This window comes from Escherichia sp. WS1118 (assembly GCF_046487695.1).
GTDB classification, from domain to species: Bacteria; Pseudomonadota; Gammaproteobacteria; order Enterobacterales; family Enterobacteriaceae; genus Escherichia; species Escherichia coli.
In genome coordinates this window covers 95,547-116,637 of sequence record NZ_JBJQIZ010000009.1, presented here as the reverse complement: position 1 = coordinate 116,637, position 21,091 = coordinate 95,547, and the positions used below count along the sequence as shown (strand labels likewise).

The following is a 21,091-nucleotide window of genomic DNA, read 5'->3' as shown; positions in this document are numbered from 1 at the left end:
TAATTGTTCATTTCGCGCTGTGGAGTCGGTATGACGCAACAAATCACCCTCGTTAAAGACAAAATTCTCTCCGATAACTATTTCACCCTGCACAACATTACTTACGATCTCACGCGCAAAGATGGCGAAGTTATCCGCCATAAACGTGAAGTTTACGATCGCGGTAATGGTGCGACGATCCTCCTGTACAACGCGAAGAAAAAGACCGTGGTTCTGATTCGCCAGTTCCGCGTCGCTACCTGGGTTAATGGCAATGAAAGCGGGCAACTGATTGAAACCTGCGCCGGGCTGCTGGATAACGACGAACCGGAAGTGTGCATTCGCAAGGAAGCGATTGAAGAGACGGGCTATGAAGTTGGCGAAGTCCGCAAATTATTTGAACTGTATATGTCGCCAGGCGGTGTGACTGAGCTAATCCACTTTTTTATCGCCGAATACAGTGACAGCCAGCGCGCTAACGCCGGTGGTGGTGTCGAAGATGAAGATATTGAAGTGCTTGAGCTGCCGTTCAGCCAGGCGCTGGAGATGATTAAAACCGGCGAGATACGTGACGGTAAGACGGTGTTATTGCTTAACTATTTGCAAATGTCACATTTAATGGACTGAAAAATAACAATAATATTTCGTTGTTTATTATTGGCTCAATCCGACAAATCCGATTGAGCCGCGCTACCTGCGCAACGAAGATACGACTTGTGCTGTTTGTTTGAACTTCTGGGGTCGTACCGTCCATGCGATATCGCATTTTCCTTCTCTTTTTTTTCGTTTTGTTGCCGATGTCTTTGGTGTGGGCGGCACCAGCGCAACGGGCGTTTTCCGACTGGCAGGTCACCTGTAATAATCAAAATTTCTGTGTAGCGCGCAATACGGGCGATCATAATGGACTGGTGATGACCCTGAGCCGCAGCGCCGGGGCGCATACCGATGCCGTTTTACGTATTGAGCGCGGCGGGTTGAAGTCGCCGGATGCGTCAGAAGGGGAGATAGCGCCACGGCTGCTGTTAGATGGTGAGCCGTTGGCGTTAAGTGGTGACAAGTGGCGGATTTCACCATGGTTATTAGTAACCGATGATACGGCAACCATCACCGCGTTTTTGCAGATGATTCAGGAAGGGAGGGCGATCACCTTACGCGACGGCAATCAGACTATTTCTCTGAGTGGCTTAAAAGCGGCGTTGTTGTTTATTGATGCCCAGCAAAAGCGCGTTGGCAGTGAGACCGCGTGGATAAAGAAAGGGGACGAACCGCCGCTCAGCGTACCGCCAGCGCCTGCGCTGAAAGAGGTCGCGGTGGTTAACCCAACGCCGACGCCACTCTCACGCGAAGAACGTAACGATTTGCTGGATTATGGAAACTGGCGGATGAATGGTCTGCGCTGTTCGCTTGATCCGTTACGTCGTGAGGTGAATGTCACTGCGCTGACCGATGATAAAGCGCTGATGATGATTAGCTGTGAGGCTGGGGCCTATAACACCATTGATTTGGCATGGATTGTGTCGCGTAAAAAGCCGCTGGCCTCGCGCCCGGTACGGTTGCGTTTGCCGTTCAACAACGGTCAGGAGACCAATGAACTGGAACTGATGAACGCAACATTCGATGAAAAATCGCGTGAACTGGTGACCTTAGCAAAAGGGCGCGGATTAAGCGATTGTGGCATTCAGGCGCGCTGGCGCTTTGACGGTCAGCGTTTTCGCCTGGTGCGTTACGCCGCAGAACCCACCTGCGATAACTGGCATGGGCCAGACGCCTGGCCCACGTTGTGGATCACCCGTTAAACAAAATCCCAGATGCGCCCCTAAAAAGCGCACGGACCGTCCCCTCGCCCCTCTGGGGAGAGGGTTAGGGTGAGGGGAACATACAGCATCCGGCGATCACCATCAGGCACCTTTCACTCCCAGTACCTTATGCGCTTTTGCCACAATATTCTCGGCGGTAAAGCCAAAGAACGGGAACAGCTTATCCGCCGGAGCTGATTCCCCATAACCTGTCATCCCGACAATTGCCCCTTTCAGGCCAACATATTTGTACCAGTAATCGGCAATACCCGCTTCTACTGCCACGCGGGCAGAAACATTTGAAGGCAGTACCGACTCCCGATATTTCTCATCCTGGGCATCGAAAATATCGGTCGAGGGCAGGGAAACTACGCGAACATTGCGACCTTCTCCCGCTAATTTCTCTGCCGCTTGCAGGGTGATTTCCATCTCTGAACCGGTGGCAATCAGAATAATATCTGGCTTACCGCCGCTGTCTTTCAGCACATAACCGCCACGAGCAATCTCTTTAACCTGATCCGGTGTTCGTTCTACCTGTGCCAGATTCTGCCTTGAGAGGATCAGTGCTGTCGGTCCGTTGTGGCGCTCAACCGCCAGCTTCCAGCCAACCGCCGCTTCCACCTGATCGCACGGTCGCCAGGTGCTGAAATTTGGCGTTAAGCGCAGACTAGCCAGTTGCTCAACAGCCTGGTGCGTCGGACCATCTTCGCCCAGACCAATTGAGTCGTGGGTATAAACCATAATCTGCCGCGCTTTCATCAGTGCCGCCATCCGCGCGGCGTTACGGGCGTATTCAACAAACATCAGGAACGTCGCGGTATACGGCACAAAGCCGCCGTGGTGCGCGATGCCGTTGGCGATAGCGGTCATACCAAATTCACGCACCCCGTAGTGAATGTAGTTGCCCGCCGGATCTTCCTTCAGCGAAACAGAACCTTTCCAGATGGTCAGGTTGCTGGGAGCCAGATCCGCCGAACCGCCGAGCAACTCAGGCAGCATCGGCCCGTAAGCGTTAAGCGTATTTTGCGAAGCCTTACGGGTAGCGATTTTCGCCGGATTCGCCTGCAACTCATTGATATATTTCTGAGTCGTTTTCTCCCAGTCCTTCGGCAAACCGCCGCTCATTCGACGGGTAAACTCTTCTGCCAGTTGCGGATGAGCCTTTTTATAGGCGGCAAACTTCTCATTCCAGCTCTGCTGCGCTTTTTCGCCTTTTTCACGGGCATCCCAGGCGTGATAAATCTCTTTAGGGATCTCAAATGGCGGATGGTGCCAGCCCAGTTTTTGCCGTGCCAGAGCTACTTCTTCTTCCCCCAGCGGTGCGCCGTGCGCCTCTTCCTTACCTGCTTTATTCGGCGAACCAAAGCCAATCACCGTACGGCAGATAATCAGCGACGGCTTATCTTTCACGCTTTGCGCTTCAAGGATCGCTTCCTTCACCGCCTGCGGATCGTGGCCGTCGATTTCATGGATCACATGCCAGTGATAGGCTTCAAAACGTTTTGCCGTATCGTCGGTAAACCAGCCTTCGGTTTCACCGTCGATGGAAATACCGTTGTGATCGTAAAAACCAATCAGCTTGCCCAGCCCCAGCGTGCCCGCCAGCGAACAGACTTCGTGAGAGATACCTTCCATCAGGCAGCCGTCGCCCATAAACACATAGGTGAAGTGATCGACAATTTCATGATCCGGCTGATTAAATTGCGCCGCCAGCGTACGCTCTGCTATCGCCAGCCCGACGGCGTTCGCCAAACCTTGTCCAAGAGGACCGGTGGTGGTTTCAACACCTGGCGTATAGCCGATTTCCGGGTGACCAGGGGTTTTCGAATGCAACTGACGGAAGTTCTTCAGTTCTTCCAGTGGCAGGTCGTAACCGGTCAGATGCAGCAAACTGTAGAGCAGCATCGACGCGTGACCGTTGGAAAGAATAAAGCGGTCACGGTCATACCAGGTTGGGTCGGTGGGGTTATGTTTAAGAAAATCGTTCCACAGCACTTCGGCAATATCAGCCATGCCCATCGGCGCGCCGGGATGACCAGAATTGGCTTTTTGTACCGCATCCATACTGAGTGCGCGAATCGCATTGGCAAGGTCTTTTCGGGACATATAACACTCCGTGGCTGGTTTATAGTTTGGCGGCAAGAAGATCTTCCAGTTTGCGTTGATCAACGGCGAACAGACGAATGCCTTCAGACAGTTTTTCTACCGCCATCGCATCCTGATTGTGCTCCCAACGGAACTCCGCTTCGCTCATGGGAGCTGGGCGTGGGAACGTCTGAGAAGGTGGGATTAATTTACGTACCACTGGCGAAACTTTTTCCTGTAGCTCCTTCAGCAAATTCGGTGCGATAGTCAGTCGGTCGCAGCCGGTTAAGGCGAGGATTTGTTCGGTGCGACGGAAGCTAGCGCCCATCACAATGGTTTCATAGTGGTGTTGCTTATAGTAGTCGTAGATATTGCGTACTGATTTAACGCCTGGATCTTCTTCCACCACATACGGGTCCATCGGCTTGCGTGCCTGATACCAGTCATAAATACGCCCGACAAACGGCGAAATCAGAAAAACGCCTGCTTCTGCACAGGCCCGCGCCTGTGCAAAAGAAAACAGCAGCGTCAGGTTGCAGTTAATACCTTCTTTTTCCAGCTCTTCTGCCGCGCGAATTCCTTCCCAGGTCGAAGCCAGCTTGATCAGAATGCGTGATTTCTCAACGCCTTGTTGCTGATACAAGTCCACCAGATGGCGCGCCTTCTCAATACTCTTTTCTTTATCAAAAGAGAGGCGTGCATCAACTTCTGTTGACACGCGACCGGGTACGATTTTGAGAATTTCAGCACCGAAATTGACCGCCAGTTTGTCACACGCTGCGACCACCTGTTGCTCCTGGGTCTTGCCATTTTTTTTACCCCAGGCGATAGCATCGTCTATTAAATGCTCATATTGTGATAATCCGGCAGCCTTGAGTAACAGCGAAGGATTGGTGGTGGCATCCTGGGGATGATAATGGCGAATGGACTCAATATCGCCGCTGTCTGCCACGACAGTGGTGAACTGTTTGATGCCGTCTAACTCGTTCATAGGAAATACTCCTTGAAAAGTAAAGTGTTAGATGAGTGCGTTAATTCACACTTCTGAGAAATTTCGCTAAACGCATCAAAAAAGCATAGCAGACAGGCATGGTATTGCTGGATTAAGCAGGTAACATCAGTGTTATAGGATTATTACCAAAACATTATATTAATGGTGAGAGTTTGGACTTGCTCAAAGTCTGTAGACTCCGGCAGGGTAATAATGTGCGCCACGTTGTGGACAGGGGCTGTTGCCCACACACTTTATTTGTGAACGTTACGTGAAAGGAACAACCAAATGGATGACCAGTTAAAACAAAGTGCACTTGATTTCCATGAATTTCCAGTTCCAGGGAAAATCCAGGTTTCTCCAACCAAGCCTCTGGCAACGCAGCGCGATCTGGCGCTGGCCTACTCACCAGGCGTTGCCGCACCTTGTCTTGAAATCGAAAAAGACCCGTTAAAAGCCTACAAATATACCGCGCGCGGTAACCTGGTTGCGGTGATCTCTAACGGTACGGCGGTGCTGGGGTTAGGCAACATTGGCGCGCTGGCAGGCAAACCGGTGATGGAAGGCAAGGGCGTTCTGTTTAAGAAATTCGCCGGGATTGATGTATTTGACATAGAAGTTGATGAACTCGACCCGGACAAATTTATTGAAGTCGTCGCTGCGCTCGAACCGACCTTTGGCGGCATCAACCTCGAAGACATTAAAGCGCCAGAATGTTTCTATATTGAACAGAAACTGCGCGAGCGGATGAATATTCCGGTATTCCACGACGATCAGCACGGCACGGCAATTATCAGCACTGCCGCCATCCTCAACGGCTTGCGCGTGGTGGAGAAAAACATCTCCGACGTGCGGATGGTGGTTTCTGGCGCGGGTGCCGCAGCAATCGCCTGTATGAACCTGCTGGTAGCGCTGGGTCTGCAAAAACATAACATCGTGGTTTGCGATTCAAAAGGCGTTATCTATCAGGGCCGTGAGCCAAACATGGCGGAAACCAAAGCCGCATACGCGGTGGTGGATGACGGTAAACGTACCCTCGATGATGTGATTGAAGGCGCGGATATTTTCCTCGGCTGTTCCGGCCCGAAAGTGCTGACCCAGGAAATGGTGAAGAAAATGGCCCGTGCGCCAATGATCCTGGCGCTGGCGAACCCGGAACCGGAAATTCTGCCGCCGCTGGCGAAAGAAGTGCGTCCGGATGCCATCATCTGTACCGGCCGTTCCGACTACCCGAACCAGGTGAACAACGTCCTTTGCTTCCCGTTTATCTTCCGTGGCGCGCTGGACGTTGGCGCAACCGCCATCAACGAAGAGATGAAACTGGCGGCGGTACGCGCGATTGCAGAACTGGCCCATGCGGAACAGAGTGAAGTGGTGGCTTCAGCGTATGGCGATCAGGATCTGAGCTTTGGTCCGGAATACATCATTCCAAAACCGTTTGATCCGCGCTTGATCGTTAAGATCGCTCCTGCGGTGGCGAAAGCGGCGATGGAGTCGGGCGTGGCGACGCGTCCGATTGCTGATTTCGACGTCTACATCGACAAGCTGACAGAGTTCGTTTACAAAACCAACCTGTTTATGAAGCCGATTTTCTCCCAGGCTCGCAAAGCGCCGAAGCGCGTAGTTCTGCCGGAAGGGGAAGAGGCGCGCGTTCTGCATGCCACTCAGGAACTGGTAACGCTGGGACTGGCGAAACCGATCCTTATTGGTCGTCCGAACGTGATCGAAATGCGCATTCAGAAACTGGGCTTGCAGATCAAGGCGGGCGTTGATTTTGAGATCGTCAATAACGAATCCGATCCGCGCTTTAAAGAGTACTGGACCGAATACTTCCAGATCATGAAGCGTCGCGGTGTCACTCAGGAGCAGGCGCAGCGTGCGCTGATCAGTAACCCGACAGTGATCGGCGCGATCATGGTTCAGCGTGGCGAAGCCGATGCAATGATTTGCGGTACGGTGGGCGATTATCATGAACACTTTAGCGTGGTGAAAAATGTCTTTGGTTATCGCGATGGCGTTCACACCGCAGGTGCAATGAACGCGCTGCTGTTGCCGAGTGGTAACACCTTTATTGCCGATACCTACGTCAATGATGAGCCTGATGCAGAAGAGCTGGCGGAGATCACCTTGATGGCGGCAGAAACTGTTCGTCGTTTTGGTATTGAGCCGCGTGTGGCTCTGTTGTCGCACTCCAACTTTGGTTCTTCTGACTGCCCGTCGTCGAGCAAAATGCGTCAGGCGCTGGAACTGGTCAGGGAACGTGCGCCAGAACTGATGATTGATGGTGAAATGCACGGCGATGCAGCGCTGGTGGAAGCGATTCGCAACGACCGTATGCCGGACAGCCCTTTGAAAGGTTCCGCTAATATTCTGGTGATGCCGAACATGGAAGCTGCCCGCATTAGTTACAACTTACTGCGCGTTTCCAGCTCGGAAGGTGTGACTGTCGGTCCGGTGCTGATGGGCGTGGCGAAACCGGTTCACGTGTTAACGCCGATCGCATCGGTACGTCGTATCGTCAACATGGTGGCGCTGGCCGTGGTTGAAGCGCAAACCCAACCGCTGTAATTCTTTTTTAACTCTCACGCTTACCCTGAATATTCAGGGTAAGCGGTTTAGCTGCAATATATTAGTAAAGTTTATTACTGAGTTTGCGAATAATAAAAAAAGCAGTATATAAAATATCTCGATATTATTTTATTTATATTCATGCGTTGCATATGAAAGTTTATGCACCACAGCAAATATCTCTCCATTCTTAGTGATCTACCTCACCTTTTAAACGCGCTTGCCGAATTTTGTTATTTACTCTGACGAAAAATTGTCACGATACACGAAAGTTTTTCACAGGCGGCGACTCATGGATAAAGAACGCATCATTCAGGAATTTGTGCCCGGTAAACAGGTCACACTGGCGCATCTCATCGCGCATCCCGGCGAGGAACTGGCGAAGAAAATCGGCGTTCCGGATGCGGGCGCAATCGGCATTATGACGCTAACTCCCGGAGAAACGGCGATGATCGCCGGTGATTTAGCGTTGAAAGCCGCCGATGTGCATATCGGTTTTCTCGATCGTTTTAGTGGCGCGCTGGTGATTTATGGCTCGGTGGGCGCAGTAGAAGAAGCGTTATCACAAACCGTCAGTGGTTTAGGACGCTTATTAAATTATACGCTTTGTGAAATGACCAAAAGTTAATACGAGGCATTCATGAAACGAATTGCGTTTGTGGGGACCGTCGGGGCAGGAAAAACAACGTTATTTAATGCGTTGCAGGGGAATTATACCCTCGCAAGAAAAACACAGGCCGTGGAATTTAATGATAATGGCGATATTGATACGCCGGGTGAATATTTTAGCCATCCCCGCTGGTATCACGCCTTAATTACCACGCTACAGGATGTGGACATGCTGATCTATGTCCACGGCGCGAATGACCCGGAAAGTCGGTTGCCTGCCGGGTTGCTGGATATTGGCGTCAGCAAACGGCAAATCGCCGTCATCAGTAAAACGGACATGCCAGATGCTGACGTCGCCGCAACGCGAAAGTTATTGCTTGAGACGGGCTTCGAAGAGCCGATTTTCGAGCTAAACAGCCACGACCCGCAAAGCGTGCAGCAACTGGTGGATTATCTGGCATCTCTCACCAAACAGGAGGAAGCAGGTGAAAAAACTCATCACAGCGAATGATATTCGTGAAGCACACGCGCGCGGCAAACTGGCAATGTCCGTGGTTCTGCGCGCCAGCATTATTACCCCGGAAGCCCGTGAAGTGGCTGATCTGTTGGGTTTTACCATCACCGAATGTGATGAATCGATCCCGGTAACGGCGTCTGTTCCCGCCAGCGCATCAGCCGATAAAACCGAAAGCCAGCGCATCCGTGAAACCATTATCGCCCAACTGCCGGAAGGTCAGTTTACCGAAAGCCTGGTCGCGCAGCTGATGGAAAAAGTGATGAAGGAAAAACAGTCGCTGGAACAGGGTGCACTGCAGCCGAGCTTTAAATCGGTGACCGGCAAAGGCGGCATCAAAGTTATTGATGGCAGCAGCGTCAAGTTTGGTCGTTTCGACGGCGCACAACCGCACTGCGTAGGCTTGACTGATCTCGTGACCGGAGACGACGGCAGCAGTATGGCCGCTGGTTTCATGCAGTGGGAGAACGCCTTCTTTCCGTGGACCCTGAACTACGACGAAATCGACATGGTGCTGGAAGGGGAGCTGCATGTTCGCCACGAAGGCGAAACTATGATCGCCAAAGCGGGCGATGTGATGTTTATCCCGAAAGGCTCCAGCATCGAATTTGGTACGACATCCAGCGTGAAATTCCTGTATGTCGCCTGGCCGGCTAACTGGCAATCCCTATGAAAGATTTCATCACCGAAGCATGGCTAAGAGCGAACCATACGCTCAGCGAAGGCGCAGAGATCCATCTCCCTGCGGACAGTCGCCTGACGCCCTCTGCCCGGGAGTTACTGGAAAGCCGCCATCTGCGCATCAAGTTTATTGACGAGCAGGGCCGCCTGTTTGTTGACGATGAACAGCAGCAGCCGCAGCCCGTTCACGGGCTGACCAGTAGCGATGAACATCCGCAGGCGTGCTGCGAACTGTGCCGCCAGCCGGTAGCAAAAAAGCCGGATACGCTGACTCACCTGTCGGCGGAAAAAATGGTCGCCAAAAGCGATCCGCGTCTGGGTTTTCGCGCTGTTCTCGACAGCACCATTGCGCTGGCAGTGTGGCTGCAAATTGAACTGGCGGAACCGTGGCAGCCGTGGCTGGCGGATATCCGTTCGCGTCTTGGCAACATTATGCGTGCCGATGCGCTGGGGGAACCGTTGGGCTGTCAGGCGATTGTCGGGCTTTCTGACGAAGATCTGCATCGGCTTTCTCACCAGCCGCTGCGTTATCTCGACCACGATCATCTGGTGCCGGAAGCCAGCCACGGGCGCGATGCGGCGTTGCTGAATCTGTTACGCACCAAAGTGCGGGAAACCGAAACCGTAGCGGCGCAGGTCTTTATCACCCGCAGCTTTGAAGTATTACGCCCGGACATTTTGCAGGCGCTGAACCGCCTTTCCAGCACGGTCTACGTGATGATGATCCTGAGCGTAACGAAGCAGCCGCTAACGGTGAAGCAGATCCAACAACGACTGGGGGAAACGCAATGATTATTAAACGTTGTCGTGAACTGGCGTTGCGAGCGCCCGCCAGAGTAGTTTTTCCGGATGCGTTAGATCAACGTGTGCTGAAAGCTGCGCAATATTTACATCAACAAGGTCTGGCAACGCCCATTCTGGTCGCCAATCCGTTTGAACTTCGTCAGTTTGCGCTCAGTCACGGCGTGGCGATGGACGGGCTACAGGTGATAGATCCGCATGGCAACCTCGCAATGCGGGAAGAATTTGCTCATCGCTGGCTGGCCCGCGCGGGCGAAAAAACGCCGCCGGATGCGCTGGAAAAACTTACCGATCCGCTGATGTTCGCCGCCGCAATGGTCAGCGCCGGTAAAGCGGATGTCTGTATCGCGGGCAACCTCTCTTCCACGGCGAATGTGCTGCGTGCCGGATTACGCATTATCGGCTTGCAGCCAGGCTGTAAAACGCTCTCATCCATTTTCCTGATGCTGCCACAGTACAGCGGTCCGGCGTTGGGCTTTGCCGATTGCAGCGTGGTGCCGCAGCCGACGGCGGCACAACTGGCGGATATCGCGCTTGCCAGCGCCGAAACCTGGCGCGCCATCACCGGAGAAGAACCGCGCGTGGCGATGCTGTCGTTTTCCAGTAACGGTAGTGCCCGTCACCCCTGCGTTGCCAACGTCCAGCAGGCGACAGAAATCGTCCGTGAGCGCGCACCAAAGCTGGTTGTCGATGGCGAGTTGCAGTTTGACGCCGCCTTCGTGCCGGAAGTGGCGGCGCAAAAAGCGCCTGCCAGCCCGTTACAGGGCAAAGCTAATGTGATGGTTTTTCCGTCGCTGGAAGCCGGAAATATTGGCTACAAAATCGCACAACGACTTGGCGGATATCGTGCCGTCGGGCCATTGATACAAGGACTTGCCGCGCCGATGCACGATCTCTCTCGTGGTTGTAGCGTGCAGGAAATTATCGAACTGGCGCTGGTGGCAGCTGTGCCGCGTCAGACAGAAGTGAACCGCGAAAGCAGTTTACAAACACTGGTTGAATGAACGGTCCCGTTCTGGACCCTGATAAAGAGGAAAGCACAATGGAAGCATTAGGAATGATCGAAACCCGGGGCCTGGTTGCACTGATTGAGGCTTCTGACGCGATGGTTAAAGCTGCGCGCGTCAAGCTGGTTGGTGTTAAGCAGATTGGCGGCGGCCTGTGTACTGCCATGGTTCGTGGTGATGTTGCAGCCTGTAAAGCCGCGACCGATGCCGGTGCCGCAGCGGCACAGCGTATCGGCGAGCTGGTATCTGTACACGTTATCCCGCGTCCGCACGGCGACCTGGAAGAAGTCTTCCCGATCGGCCTGAAAGGCGATAGCAGCAACCTGTAATCACCTTGTGTGACGTCGATTCGGGCGTCACGCTCTCTCCTTTTTCATTTTACCTTCTGCGGAGGGTAGGGAGAGCTTTTACCTGAAATACGCCACGGAGGCGGGTATGAAACTGGCAGTCGTCACTGGACAAATTGTTTGTACCGTACGCCATCACGGACTGGCGCATGACAAATTGCTGATGGTGGAAATGATTGATCCACAAGGTAATCCTGACGGGCAATGCGCCGTCGCCATCGACAATATTGGCGCGGGAACCGGGGAGTGGGTGTTACTGGTGAGTGGCAGTTCCGCCCGCCAGGCGCATAAAAGCGAAACGTCACCGGTCGATCTGTGCGTGATTGGCATCGTCGATGAGGTGGTGTCTGGCGGTCAGGTCATTTTCCACAAATAAGGCAGAACATCATGAATCAACAGGATATTGAACAGGTGGTGAAAGCGGTACTGCTGAAAATGCAAAGCAGTGACACGCCGCCCGCCGCCGTTCATGAGATGGGCGTTTTCGCGTCCCTGGATGACGCCGTTGCGGCAGCCAAAGTCGCCCAGCAAGGGTTAAAAAGCGTGGCAATGCGCCAGTTAGCCATTGCTGCCATTCGTGAAGCAGGCGAAAAACACGCCAGAGATTTAGCGGAACTTGCCGTCAGTGAAACCGGCATGGGGCGCGTTGAAGATAAATTTGCCAAAAACGTCGCTCAGGCGCGCGGCACACCAGGCGTTGAGTGCCTCTCTCCACAGGTGCTGACTGGCGACAACGGCCTGACTTTAATTGAAAACGCGCCCTGGGGCGTAGTGGCTTCGGTGACGCCTTCCACTAACCCGGCGGCAACCGTCATTAATAACGCCATCAGCCTGATTGCCGCGGGCAACAGCGTCATTTTTGCCCCGCATCCGGCGGCGAAAAAAGTCTCCCAGCGGGCGATCACGCTGCTCAACCAGGCGATTGTTGCCGCAGGCGGGCCGGAAAACTTACTGGTTACCGTAGCAAATCCGGATATCGAAACCGCGCAACGCTTATTCAAGTTTCCGGGTATCGGCCTGCTGGTGGTGACCGGCGGCGAAGCGGTAGTGGAAGCGGCGCGCAAACACACCAATAAACGCCTGATTGCGGCAGGTGCCGGTAACCCGCCGGTAGTGGTGGATGAAACCGCCGACCTCGCCCGTGCTGCTCAGTCCATCGTCAAAGGCGCTTCTTTCGATAACAACATCATTTGTGCCGACGAAAAGGTACTGATTGTTGTTGATAGCGTAGCCGATGAACTGATGCGTCTGATGGAAGGCCAGCATGCGGTGAAACTGACCGCAGAGCAGGCGCAGCAACTGCAATCGGTGTTGCTGAAAAATATCGACGAGCGCGGAAAAGGCACCGTCAGCCGTGACTGGGTTGGTCGCGATGCGGCGAAAATCGCGGCGGCAATCGGCCTGAACGTCCCGTCAGAAACGCGACTGCTGTTTGTAGAAACCACCGCAGAACATCCGTTTGCCGTGACCGAACTGATGATGCCGGTGCTGCCCGTCGTGCGCGTCGCCAACGTGGCGGATGCCATTGCGCTGGCGGTGAAACTGGAAGGCGGTTGCCACCACACGGCGGCAATGCACTCGCGCAATATCGAAAACATGAACCAGATGGCGAACGCCATTGATACCAGCATTTTCGTTAAGAACGGACCGTGCATTGCCGGGCTGGGGCTGGGCGGGGAAGGCTGGACCACCATGACCATCACCACGCCAACCGGTGAAGGGGTAACCAGCGCGCGGACGTTTGTCCGTCTGCGTCGCTGTGTATTAGTCGATGCGTTTCGCATTGTTTAAGGAGTAACCGATGGCGCACGACGAACAATGGCTCACCCCACGTCTGCAAACGGCGGCAACGCTGTGTAACCAGACGCCTGCCGCGACGGAATCTCCGCTGTGGCTGGGGGTGGATCTGGGCACTTGCGATGTGGTGTCGATGGTTGTCGACCGCGACGGTCAGCCGGTGGCGGTATGCCTCGACTGGGCCGATGTGGTCCGCGACGGCATCGTCTGGGATTTCTTCGGTGCGGTCACCATTGTTCGTCGCCATCTCGACACCCTTGAGCAGCAATTCGGTCGCCGTTTTAGCCATGCGGCGACCTCATTTCCTCCTGGTACGGACCCGCGTATTTCCATCAACGTGCTGGAGTCTGCCGGACTGGAAGTGAGCCATGTGCTGGATGAGCCAACCGCAGTTGCGGATCTGCTGCAACTGGACAACGCCGGTGTAGTGGATATCGGCGGCGGCACTACCGGCATTGCCATCGTGAAAAAGGGCAAAGTGACGTACTCGGCGGATGAAGCCACCGGCGGACATCACATCTCTCTGACTCTCGCCGGAAATCGCCGTATTTCGCTGGAAGAGGCAGAGCAGTACAAACGCGGTCACGGTGACGAGATTTGGCCCGCGGTGAAACCGGTGTACGAAAAAATGGCGGACATTGTGGTCCGGCATATTGAAGGGCAGGGCATTACGGATTTATGGCTGGCGGGCGGTTCCTGTATGCAACCGGGCGTAGCGGCGCTGTTTTGCAAACAATTTCCGGCGTTACAGGTGCATTTACCGCAGCACAGTTTGTTTATGACCCCGCTGGCAATCGCCAGTAGTGGGCGAGAGAAAGCGGAGGGGATCTATGCAAAGTGAATTGCAAACGGCGCTTTTTCAGGCGTTCGATACCCTGAATCTGCAACGGGTAAAAACATTTAGCGTTCCACCGGTGACGCTTTGCGGTCCGGGCGCGGTGAGCAGTTGCGGGCAGCAAGCGCAAACGCGTGGGTTGAAACATCTGTTCGTGATGGCAGACAGCTTTTTGCATCAGGCAGGGATGACCGCCGGGCTGACACGTAGCCTGGCCGTTAAAGGTATCGCCATGACGCTCTGGCCATGTCCGGTGGGCGAACCGTGCATCACCGACGTGTGTGCAGCCGTGGCGCAGTTGCGTGAATCAGGTTGTGACGGGGTGATCGCGTTTGGCGGCGGCTCGGTGCTGGATGCGGCGAAAGCCGTGGCGTTGCTGGTGACGAACCCGGATAGCACGCTGGCAGAAATGTCAGAAACCAGCGTTCTGCAACCGCGCCTGCCGTTGATTGCCATTCCAACGACCGCCGGAACCGGCTCTGAAACGACTAACGTGACGGTGATTATCGATGCGGTAAGCGGGCGCAAACAGGTGTTAGCCCATGCCTCGCTGATGCCGGATGTGGCGATTCTCGACGCCGCGTTGACCGAAGGCGTGCCGTCGCATGTCACGGCGATGACTGGCATTGATGCGTTAACCCATGCCATTGAAGCGTACAGCGCGCTGAACGCTACACCGTTTACCGACAGCCTGGCGATTGGTGCCATTGCGATGATTGGCAAATCGCTGCCGAAAGCGGTGGGCTACGGTCACGACCTTGTCGCCCGCGAGAGCATGTTGCTGGCTTCATGTATGGCGGGAATGGCGTTTTCCAGCGCCGGGCTTGGGTTATGCCACGCGATGGCGCATCAGCCAGGGGCGGCGCTGCATATTCCGCACGGTCTGGCGAACGCCATGTTGCTGCCAACGGTGATGGAGTTCAACCGGATGGTCTGTCGTGAACGCTTTAGTCAGGTTGGTCGGGCGCTGCGAACTAAAAAATCCGACGATCGTGACGCTATTAATGCGGTAAGTGAGCTGATAGCGGAAGTTGGGATTGGTAAACGAATGGGCGATGTTGGTGCGACATCTGCGCATTACGGCGCATGGGCACAGGCCGCGCTGGAAGATATTTGTCTGCGCAGTAACCCGCGTACCGCCAGCCTCGAGCAGATTGTCGGCCTGTACGCAGCGGCGCAATAAATGCCGGATGCGACGCTTGCCGCGTCTTATCCGGCCGACGGGATTGCACATGTAGGGCGGATAAGGCGTTCACGCCGCATCCGCCAGTGGCGCGGTGCAATTGCCGGATGCGATGCTTTCCGCGTCTTATCCGGCCGACGGGATTGCACATGTAGGGCGGATAAGGCGTTCACGCCGCATCCGCCAGTGGCGCGGTGCAATTGCCGGATGCGACGCTTGCCGCGTCTTATCTGGCCTTCGGGATTGCACATGTAGGGCGGATAAGGCGTTCACGCCGCATCCGCCAATAAATAACAACTAACAGGGAGTAAAGGCGATGGGAATTAACGAAATCATCATGTACATCATGATGTTCTTTATGCTGATAGCTGCCGTAGACAGGATCCTGTCGCAGTTCGGCGGTTCTGCTCGTTTCCTCGGTAAGTTCGGCAAAAGTATCGAAGGGGCCGGCGGCCAGTTTGAAGAAGGCTTTATGGCAATGGGCGCACTGGGCCTGGCGATGGTCGGTATGACCGCGCTGGCACCGGTACTGGCCCACGTACTCGGGCCGGTGATTATCCCGGTTTACGAAATGCTCGGCGCAAACCCGTCAATGTTCGCCGGAACACTGCTGGCGTGCGATATGGGCGGCTTCTTCCTCGCCAAAGAGCTGGCGGGCGGTGACGTAGCAGCGTGGCTATACTCTGGGTTAATTCTCGGGTCGATGATGGGGCCAACGATTGTGTTTTCCATTCCGGTGGCGCTCGGCATTATCGAACCTTCTGACCGTCGTTATCTGGCGCTCGGCGTGCTGGCGGGCATAGTGACCATTCCGATTGGCTGTATCGCTGGTGGTCTGGTAGCGATGTACTCCGGTGTGCAGATCAACGGCCAGCCTGTTGAATTCACCTTTGCGCTGATCCTGATGAACATGATCCCGGTACTTATCGTTGCGGTGCTGGTGGCGCTGGGGCTGAAATTCATCCCGGAAAAAATGATCAACGGCTTCCAGATCTTCGCCAAATTCCTCGTTGCATTGATCACCCTCGGTCTTGCCGCTGCGGTAGTGAAATTCCTCCTTGGCTGGGAACTGATCCCGGGTCTTGATCCTATCTTTATGGCCCCTGGCGATAAACCCGGTGAAGTGATGCGCGCCATTGAAGTTATCGGCTCGATCTCCTGCGTTCTGTTAGGGGCGTATCCGATGGTACTGCTGCTGACTCGCTGGTTTGAAAAACCGCTGATGAGTGTCGGTAAAGTGCTGAATATGAACAATATCGCGGCAGCCGGCATGGTGGCAACGCTTGCCAACAACATTCCGATGTTTGGCATGATGAAGCAGATGGATACCCGCGGCAAAGTCATCAACTGCGCCTTCGCCGTTTCCGCTGCTTTCGCCCTGGGCGACCATTTAGGCTTCGCCGCTGCCAACATGAACGCCATGATCTTCCCGATGATTGTCGGCAAATTGATCGGCGGCGTAACGGCAATTGGCGTGGCGATGATGCTGGTGCCAAAAGAAGACGCGACCGCGGCTAAAACTGAAGCGGAGGCGCAATCGTGAACACTCGCCAGCTACTGAGCGTCGGTATCGATATCGGCACCACCACCACCCAGGTGATCTTCTCCCACCTGGAGCTGGTTAACCGTGCGGCGGTGTCGCAGGTGCCGCGCTACGAATTCATCAAACGCGAAATTAGCTGGCAAAGCCCGGTGTTCTTTACCCCTGTCGATAAACAGGGTGGTTTAAAAGAAGCGGAACTGAAAACCTTAATCCTCGAGCAATATCAGGCTGCGGGCATTGCGCCGGAAAGCGTTGATTCTGGTGCCATCATTATCACCGGTGAAAGCGCAAAAACCCGCAACGCTCGCCCGGCGGTGATGGCGCTCTCCCGGTCGCTGGGCGATTTTGTCGTCGCCAGCGCCGGGCCGCATCTTGAATCCGTGATCGCCGGACACGGTGCCGGGGCGCAAACCCTTTCTGAACAACGGCTGTGTCGGGTCCTGAATATCGATATCGGGGGTGGCACCGCGAACTACGCCCTGTTCGATGCCGGAAAAATCAGCGGCACTGCCTGCCTCAACGTCGGCGGTCGCCTGCTGGAAACCGACAGCCAGGGGCGCGTGGTTTACGCTCATAAACCGGGGCAGATGATTGTGGATGAGTGCTTCGGTGCCGGTACTGACGCCCGTTCGCTGACCGGCGCGCAGCTGGTGCAGGTTACTCGCCGGATGGCAGAGCTGATTGTCGAAGTGATTGACGGAACGCTCTCGCCGCTCGCGCAGGCATTGATGCAAACCGGTTTGCTGCCCGCAGGTGTTACGCCCGAAATCATTACGCTTTCTGGCGGCGTGGGCGAATGTTATCGCCACCAGCCCGCCGACCCGTTCTGTTTTGCCGATATAGGCCCGCTTCTGGCAACGGCGCTGCATGACCATCCGCGTCTGCGTGAGATGAACGTGCAGTTTCCGGCGCAAACCGTGCGCGCCACGGTGATTGGCGCGGGTGCTCATACCCTTTCGCTCTCTGGCAGCACAATCTGGCTGGAGGGCGTACAACTGCCGCTGCGCAATTTGCCGGTGGCGATCCCGATTGATGAAACGGATCTGGTCAGTGCCTGGCAACAGGCGCTGATTCAACTGGATCTTTGCCCCAAAACTGACGCGTATGTGCTGGCGCTTCCCGCCTCGCTGCCTGTGCGTTACGCCGCGGTACTGACGGTCATCAACGCGCTGGTCGATTTCGTCGCGCGTTTTCCGAATCCGCATCCCCTGCTGGTGGTGGCCGGGCAGGACTTTGGTAAAGCTCTGGGCATGTTGTTGCGCCCACAGCTACAACAACTCCCGTTGGCAGTCATTGACGAAGTGATTGTCCGCGCGGGGGACTATATCGACATTGGTACGCCTCTTTTTGGCGGATCGGTTGTGCCGGTGACGGTGAAATCACTCGCATTTCCTTCCTGAGGGAACGACTTATGAAACTAAAGACCACATTGTTCGGCAATGTATATCAGTTTAAGGATGTAAAAGAGGTGCTGGCTAAAGCCAACGAACTGCGTTCGGGGGATGTGCTGGCGGGCGTTGCTGCGGCAAGCTCACAGGAGCGCGTGGCGGCAAAGCAGGTGTTGTCGGAAATGACCGTAGCGGACATCCGCAATAATCCGGTGATTGCCTATGAAGATGACTGCGTGACGCGGCTGATTCAGGACGACGTTAACGAAACGGCCTACAACCAGATTAAAAACTGGAGCATCAGCGAACTGCGTGAGTATGTGCTGAGCGATGAAACCAGCGTGGACGACATTGCCTTTACCCGCAAAGGGCTGACCTCGGAAGTGGTGGCGGCGGTAGCGAAGATTTGCTCCAACGCGGACCTGATCTACGGCGCGAAGAAAATGCCGGTGATCAAAAAGGCCAATACCACCATTGGTATTCCGGGCACCTTTAGCGCCCGTTTGCAGCCGAATGATACCCGTGACGACGTGCAAAGTATCGCCGCGCAAATCTACGAAGGGCTTTCCTTCGGGGTGGGCGATGCGGTGATCGGCGTTAACCCGGTGACTGACGACGTGGAAAACTTAAGCCGCGTGTTGGATACCATCTATGGCGTGATCGACAAATTCAACATCCCAACTCAGGGCTGCGTACTGGCGCACGTCACCACCCAGATCGAAGCGATCCGTCGTGGCGCACCAGGCGGGCTGATTTTCCAGAGTATCTGCGGCAGCGAAAAAGGGCTGAAAGAGTTTGGCGTAGAGCTGGCGATGCTCGATGAAGCACGCGCAGTGGGCGCGGAGTTCAACCGTATCGCCGGGGAAAACTGTCTCTACTTCGAAACCGGACAAGGCTCGGCGCTATCCGCTGGCGCTAACTTCGGCGCAGACCAGGTGACGATGGAAGCGCGTAACTATGGGCTGGCGCGTCATTACGATCCGTTTATCGTCAACACCGTGGTCGGTTTTATTGGGCCGGAGTATCTCTACAACGACCGCCAGATTATCCGCGCAGGCTTAGAAGATCACTTTATGGGTAAGCTGAGCGGCATCTCTATGGGCTGTGACTGCTGCTACACCAACCACGCTGACGCTGACCAGAACCTCAACGAAAACCTGATGATCCTGCTCGCCACCGCAGGCTGCAACTACATCATGGGGATGCCGCTGGGCGATGACATCATGCTCAACTATCAGACCACCGCATTCCACGACACAGCCACTGTGCGTCAGTTACTCAACCTGCGCCCGTCACCGGAGTTTGAACGCTGGCTGGAAAGCATGGGCATTATGGCAAACGGTCGCCTGACCAAACGGGCGGGCGATCCGTCACTGTTCTTCTGATGACGCGGAGATAACACATCATGGATCAAAAACAGATTGAAGAAATTGTACGCAGCGTGATGGCGTCAATGGGACAAGCGGCCCCCGCGCCGTCAGAAGCAAAGTGCGCCACCACCAACTGTGCGGCACCGGTGACCTCGGAAAGCTGCGCGCTGGATTTAGGTTCTGCGGAAGCAAAAGCGTGGATTGGTGTTGAAAACCCGCATCGCGCAGACGTATTAACAGAACTGCGTCGCAGCACCGTGGCCCGCGTTTGTACCGGTCGTGCCGGTCCGCGTCCGCGCACCCAGGCGTTGCTGCGTTTCCTGGCCGATCACTCTCGTTCGAAAGATACCGTTCTGAAAGAAGTACCGGAAGAGTGGGTGAAAGCGCAGGGCTTGCTGGAAGTCCGCTCCGAAATCAGCGACAAAAATCTCTACCTGACTCGTCCGGATATGGGCCGCCGCCTGTGTGCAGAAGCTGTTGAAGCGCTGAAAGCACAGTGTGTTGCTAATCCGGACGTGCAGGTCGTTATTTCTGATGGCCTGTCAACTGATGCGATCACCGTGAACTACGAAGAGATCCTGCCGCCGCTGATGGCGGGCCTGAAGCAAGCCGGGCTGAAAGTCGGTACGCCATTCTTTGTACGTTATGGTCGCGTGAAGATTGAAGATCAGATCGGTGAGATCCTAGGCGCGAAAGTAGTGATCCTGCTGGTGGGCGAACGTCCGGGGTTGGGGCAGTCAGAAAGCCTCTCCTGCTACGCCGTTTACTCGCCGCGTATGGCGACCACCGTTGAGGCCGATCGCACCTGTATATCTAATATTCACCAGGGCGGCACGCCGCCGGTTGAAGCCGCAGCCGTCATTGTGGATTTGGCGAAACGTATGCTGGAGCAGAAAGCATCCGGCATCAACATGACCCGATAAGGAGGCATCATGCCAGCTTTAGATTTGATTCGACCGTCGGTAACCGCCATGCGGGTGATTGCCTCCGTTAACGCCGAATTTGCACGTGAACTGAAATTGCCGCCGCATATTCGTAGCCTCGGGCTGATTTCTGCTGATTCAGATGACGTCACCTACATTGCGGCTGACGAAGCGACCAAGCAGGCGATGGTCGAAGTGGTATATGGTCGCTCGCTGTATGCGGGCGCTGCACACGGCCCGTCACCGACTGCCGGTGAGGTGCTGATTATGCTTGGTGGACCAAACCCGGCGGAAGTGCGTGCTGGTCTGGATGCGATGGTTGCGAATATTGAAAATGGCGCTGCTTTCCAGTGGGCAAACGACGCAGAAAACACAGCCTTCCTGGCACATGTAGTTTCGCGTACCGGTTCTTATCTCTCATCAACCGCCGGGATCACGCTTGGCGATCCGATGGCGTATCTGGTGGCACCGCCGCTGGAAGCGACCTACGGCATTGATGCAGCGTTGAAATCTGCCGACGTGCAGTTGGTGACCTATGTCCCGCCACCGTCTGAAACCAACTACTCGGCAGCATTTTTAACCGGTAGCCAGGCCGCGTGTAAAGCAGCCTGTAACGCCTTTACCGATGCAGTGCTGGAAATCGCGCGTAATCCAATCCAGCGTGCGTAACGGAG

General features: G+C 55.0%; 20 protein-coding genes. 18 read left to right on the top strand and 2 right to left on the bottom strand.

Going from position 1 to position 21,091, the window contains the following annotated elements:
• Window positions 1-30 precede the first annotated feature (30 nt).
• Window positions 31-606 (top strand): GDP-mannose pyrophosphatase NudK, encoded by a 576-nt coding sequence (nudK, locus tag ACJHYO_RS16390; protein ID WP_001296284.1) that lies wholly within the window; start codon window positions 31-33, stop codon window positions 604-606.
• A 125-nt stretch (window positions 607-731) separates the two neighbouring features.
• Complete coding sequence (locus ACJHYO_RS16385; protein ID WP_001270553.1) at window positions 732-1,775, top strand: DUF1176 domain-containing protein; 1,044 nt, start codon at window positions 732-734, stop codon at window positions 1,773-1,775.
• 102 nt (window positions 1,776-1,877) lie between these two features.
• On the opposite strand, the gene tkt is transcribed toward ACJHYO_RS16385, so the two are convergent.
• Both tkt and tal read right to left on the bottom strand, forming a co-directional pair.
• A complete protein-coding gene (tkt, locus tag ACJHYO_RS16380) occupies window positions 1,878-3,881 on the bottom strand; it encodes a transketolase (RefSeq protein WP_000087285.1) in 2,004 nt (667 codons plus the stop codon).
• Window positions 3,882-3,900: 19 nt separating this feature from the next.
• On the bottom strand, window positions 3,901-4,851 hold the full coding sequence (gene tal, locus ACJHYO_RS16375; RefSeq protein ID WP_001003709.1) for a transaldolase: 951 nt from the start codon (window positions 4,849-4,851) through the stop codon (window positions 3,901-3,903).
• 288 nt (window positions 4,852-5,139) lie between these two features.
• On the opposite strand from tal, the gene maeB reads away from it, so the two are divergent.
• From maeB to eutL, 16 genes are all read left to right on the top strand, one after another.
• A complete protein-coding gene (gene maeB / locus ACJHYO_RS16370) occupies window positions 5,140-7,419 on the top strand; it encodes an NADP-dependent oxaloacetate-decarboxylating malate dehydrogenase (protein WP_000342643.1) in 2,280 nt (759 codons plus the stop codon).
• Window positions 7,420-7,711: 292 nt separating this feature from the next.
• Window positions 7,712-8,047: an ethanolamine utilization microcompartment protein EutS gene (gene eutS, locus ACJHYO_RS16365; RefSeq protein WP_000356956.1), complete on the top strand. Its 336-nt coding sequence runs from the start codon at window positions 7,712-7,714 to the stop codon at window positions 8,045-8,047.
• Between the two features lie 12 nt (window positions 8,048-8,059).
• Window positions 8,060-8,539, top strand: coding sequence for an ethanolamine utilization acetate kinase EutP (gene eutP / locus ACJHYO_RS16360; protein ID WP_000820789.1), 480 nt, complete (start codon window positions 8,060-8,062; stop codon window positions 8,537-8,539).
• Window positions 8,514-9,215 (top strand): ethanolamine utilization acetate kinase EutQ, encoded by a 702-nt coding sequence (gene eutQ, locus ACJHYO_RS16355; protein WP_000733937.1) that lies wholly within the window; start codon window positions 8,514-8,516, stop codon window positions 9,213-9,215. Before eutP ends, eutQ begins: the two co-directional genes overlap by 26 nt.
• Complete coding sequence (gene eutT / locus ACJHYO_RS16350; protein WP_000651298.1) at window positions 9,212-10,015, top strand: ethanolamine utilization cob(I)yrinic acid a,c-diamide adenosyltransferase EutT; 804 nt, start codon at window positions 9,212-9,214, stop codon at window positions 10,013-10,015. The genes eutQ and eutT overlap by 4 nt, the downstream gene beginning before the upstream one ends.
• Complete coding sequence (gene pta, locus ACJHYO_RS16345) at window positions 10,012-11,028, top strand: phosphate acetyltransferase (protein WP_000584522.1); 1,017 nt, start codon at window positions 10,012-10,014, stop codon at window positions 11,026-11,028. Before eutT ends, pta begins: the two co-directional genes overlap by 4 nt.
• A 38-nt stretch (window positions 11,029-11,066) precedes the next feature.
• A complete protein-coding gene (eutM, locus tag ACJHYO_RS16340) occupies window positions 11,067-11,360 on the top strand; it encodes an ethanolamine utilization microcompartment protein EutM (RefSeq protein WP_000387713.1) in 294 nt (97 codons plus the stop codon).
• Between the two features lie 106 nt (window positions 11,361-11,466).
• Window positions 11,467-11,754 carry an ethanolamine utilization microcompartment protein EutN gene (gene eutN, locus ACJHYO_RS16335; protein ID WP_000762196.1) on the top strand — a complete coding sequence of 96 codons (288 nt, stop codon included), beginning with the start codon at window positions 11,467-11,469 and terminating at the stop codon, window positions 11,752-11,754.
• Window positions 11,755-11,765: 11 nt separating this feature from the next.
• Window positions 11,766-13,169 carry an aldehyde dehydrogenase family protein gene (locus tag ACJHYO_RS16330; protein ID WP_001075697.1) on the top strand — a complete coding sequence of 468 codons (1,404 nt, stop codon included), beginning with the start codon at window positions 11,766-11,768 and terminating at the stop codon, window positions 13,167-13,169.
• A gap of 10 nt (window positions 13,170-13,179) precedes the next feature.
• Window positions 13,180-14,016, top strand: a complete 837-nt coding sequence (gene eutJ, locus ACJHYO_RS16325) for an ethanolamine utilization protein EutJ (protein WP_021541187.1) — start codon at window positions 13,180-13,182, stop codon at window positions 14,014-14,016.
• Window positions 14,006-15,193 (top strand): ethanolamine utilization ethanol dehydrogenase EutG, encoded by a 1,188-nt coding sequence (eutG, locus tag ACJHYO_RS16320; RefSeq protein WP_001298450.1) that lies wholly within the window; start codon window positions 14,006-14,008, stop codon window positions 15,191-15,193. Before eutJ ends, eutG begins: the two co-directional genes overlap by 11 nt.
• A 316-nt stretch (window positions 15,194-15,509) precedes the next feature.
• Window positions 15,510-16,736, top strand: a complete 1,227-nt coding sequence (gene eutH / locus ACJHYO_RS16315; protein WP_000512347.1) for an ethanolamine utilization protein EutH — start codon at window positions 15,510-15,512, stop codon at window positions 16,734-16,736.
• Window positions 16,733-18,136 (top strand): ethanolamine ammonia-lyase reactivating factor EutA, encoded by a 1,404-nt coding sequence (eutA, locus tag ACJHYO_RS16310; protein WP_001097487.1) that lies wholly within the window; start codon window positions 16,733-16,735, stop codon window positions 18,134-18,136. Before eutH ends, eutA begins: the two co-directional genes overlap by 4 nt.
• Window positions 18,137-18,147: 11 nt before the next feature.
• Window positions 18,148-19,509 carry an ethanolamine ammonia-lyase subunit alpha gene (gene eutB, locus ACJHYO_RS16305; protein ID WP_000769961.1) on the top strand — a complete coding sequence of 454 codons (1,362 nt, stop codon included), beginning with the start codon at window positions 18,148-18,150 and terminating at the stop codon, window positions 19,507-19,509.
• 20 nt (window positions 19,510-19,529) lie between these two features.
• A complete protein-coding gene (eutC, locus tag ACJHYO_RS16300; RefSeq protein WP_000372316.1) occupies window positions 19,530-20,417 on the top strand; it encodes an ethanolamine ammonia-lyase subunit beta in 888 nt (295 codons plus the stop codon).
• A gap of 9 nt (window positions 20,418-20,426) precedes the next feature.
• Window positions 20,427-21,086 (top strand): ethanolamine utilization microcompartment protein EutL, encoded by a 660-nt coding sequence (gene eutL / locus ACJHYO_RS16295; RefSeq protein WP_001111047.1) that lies wholly within the window; start codon window positions 20,427-20,429, stop codon window positions 21,084-21,086.
• Window positions 21,087-21,091: the final 5 nt, after the last annotated feature.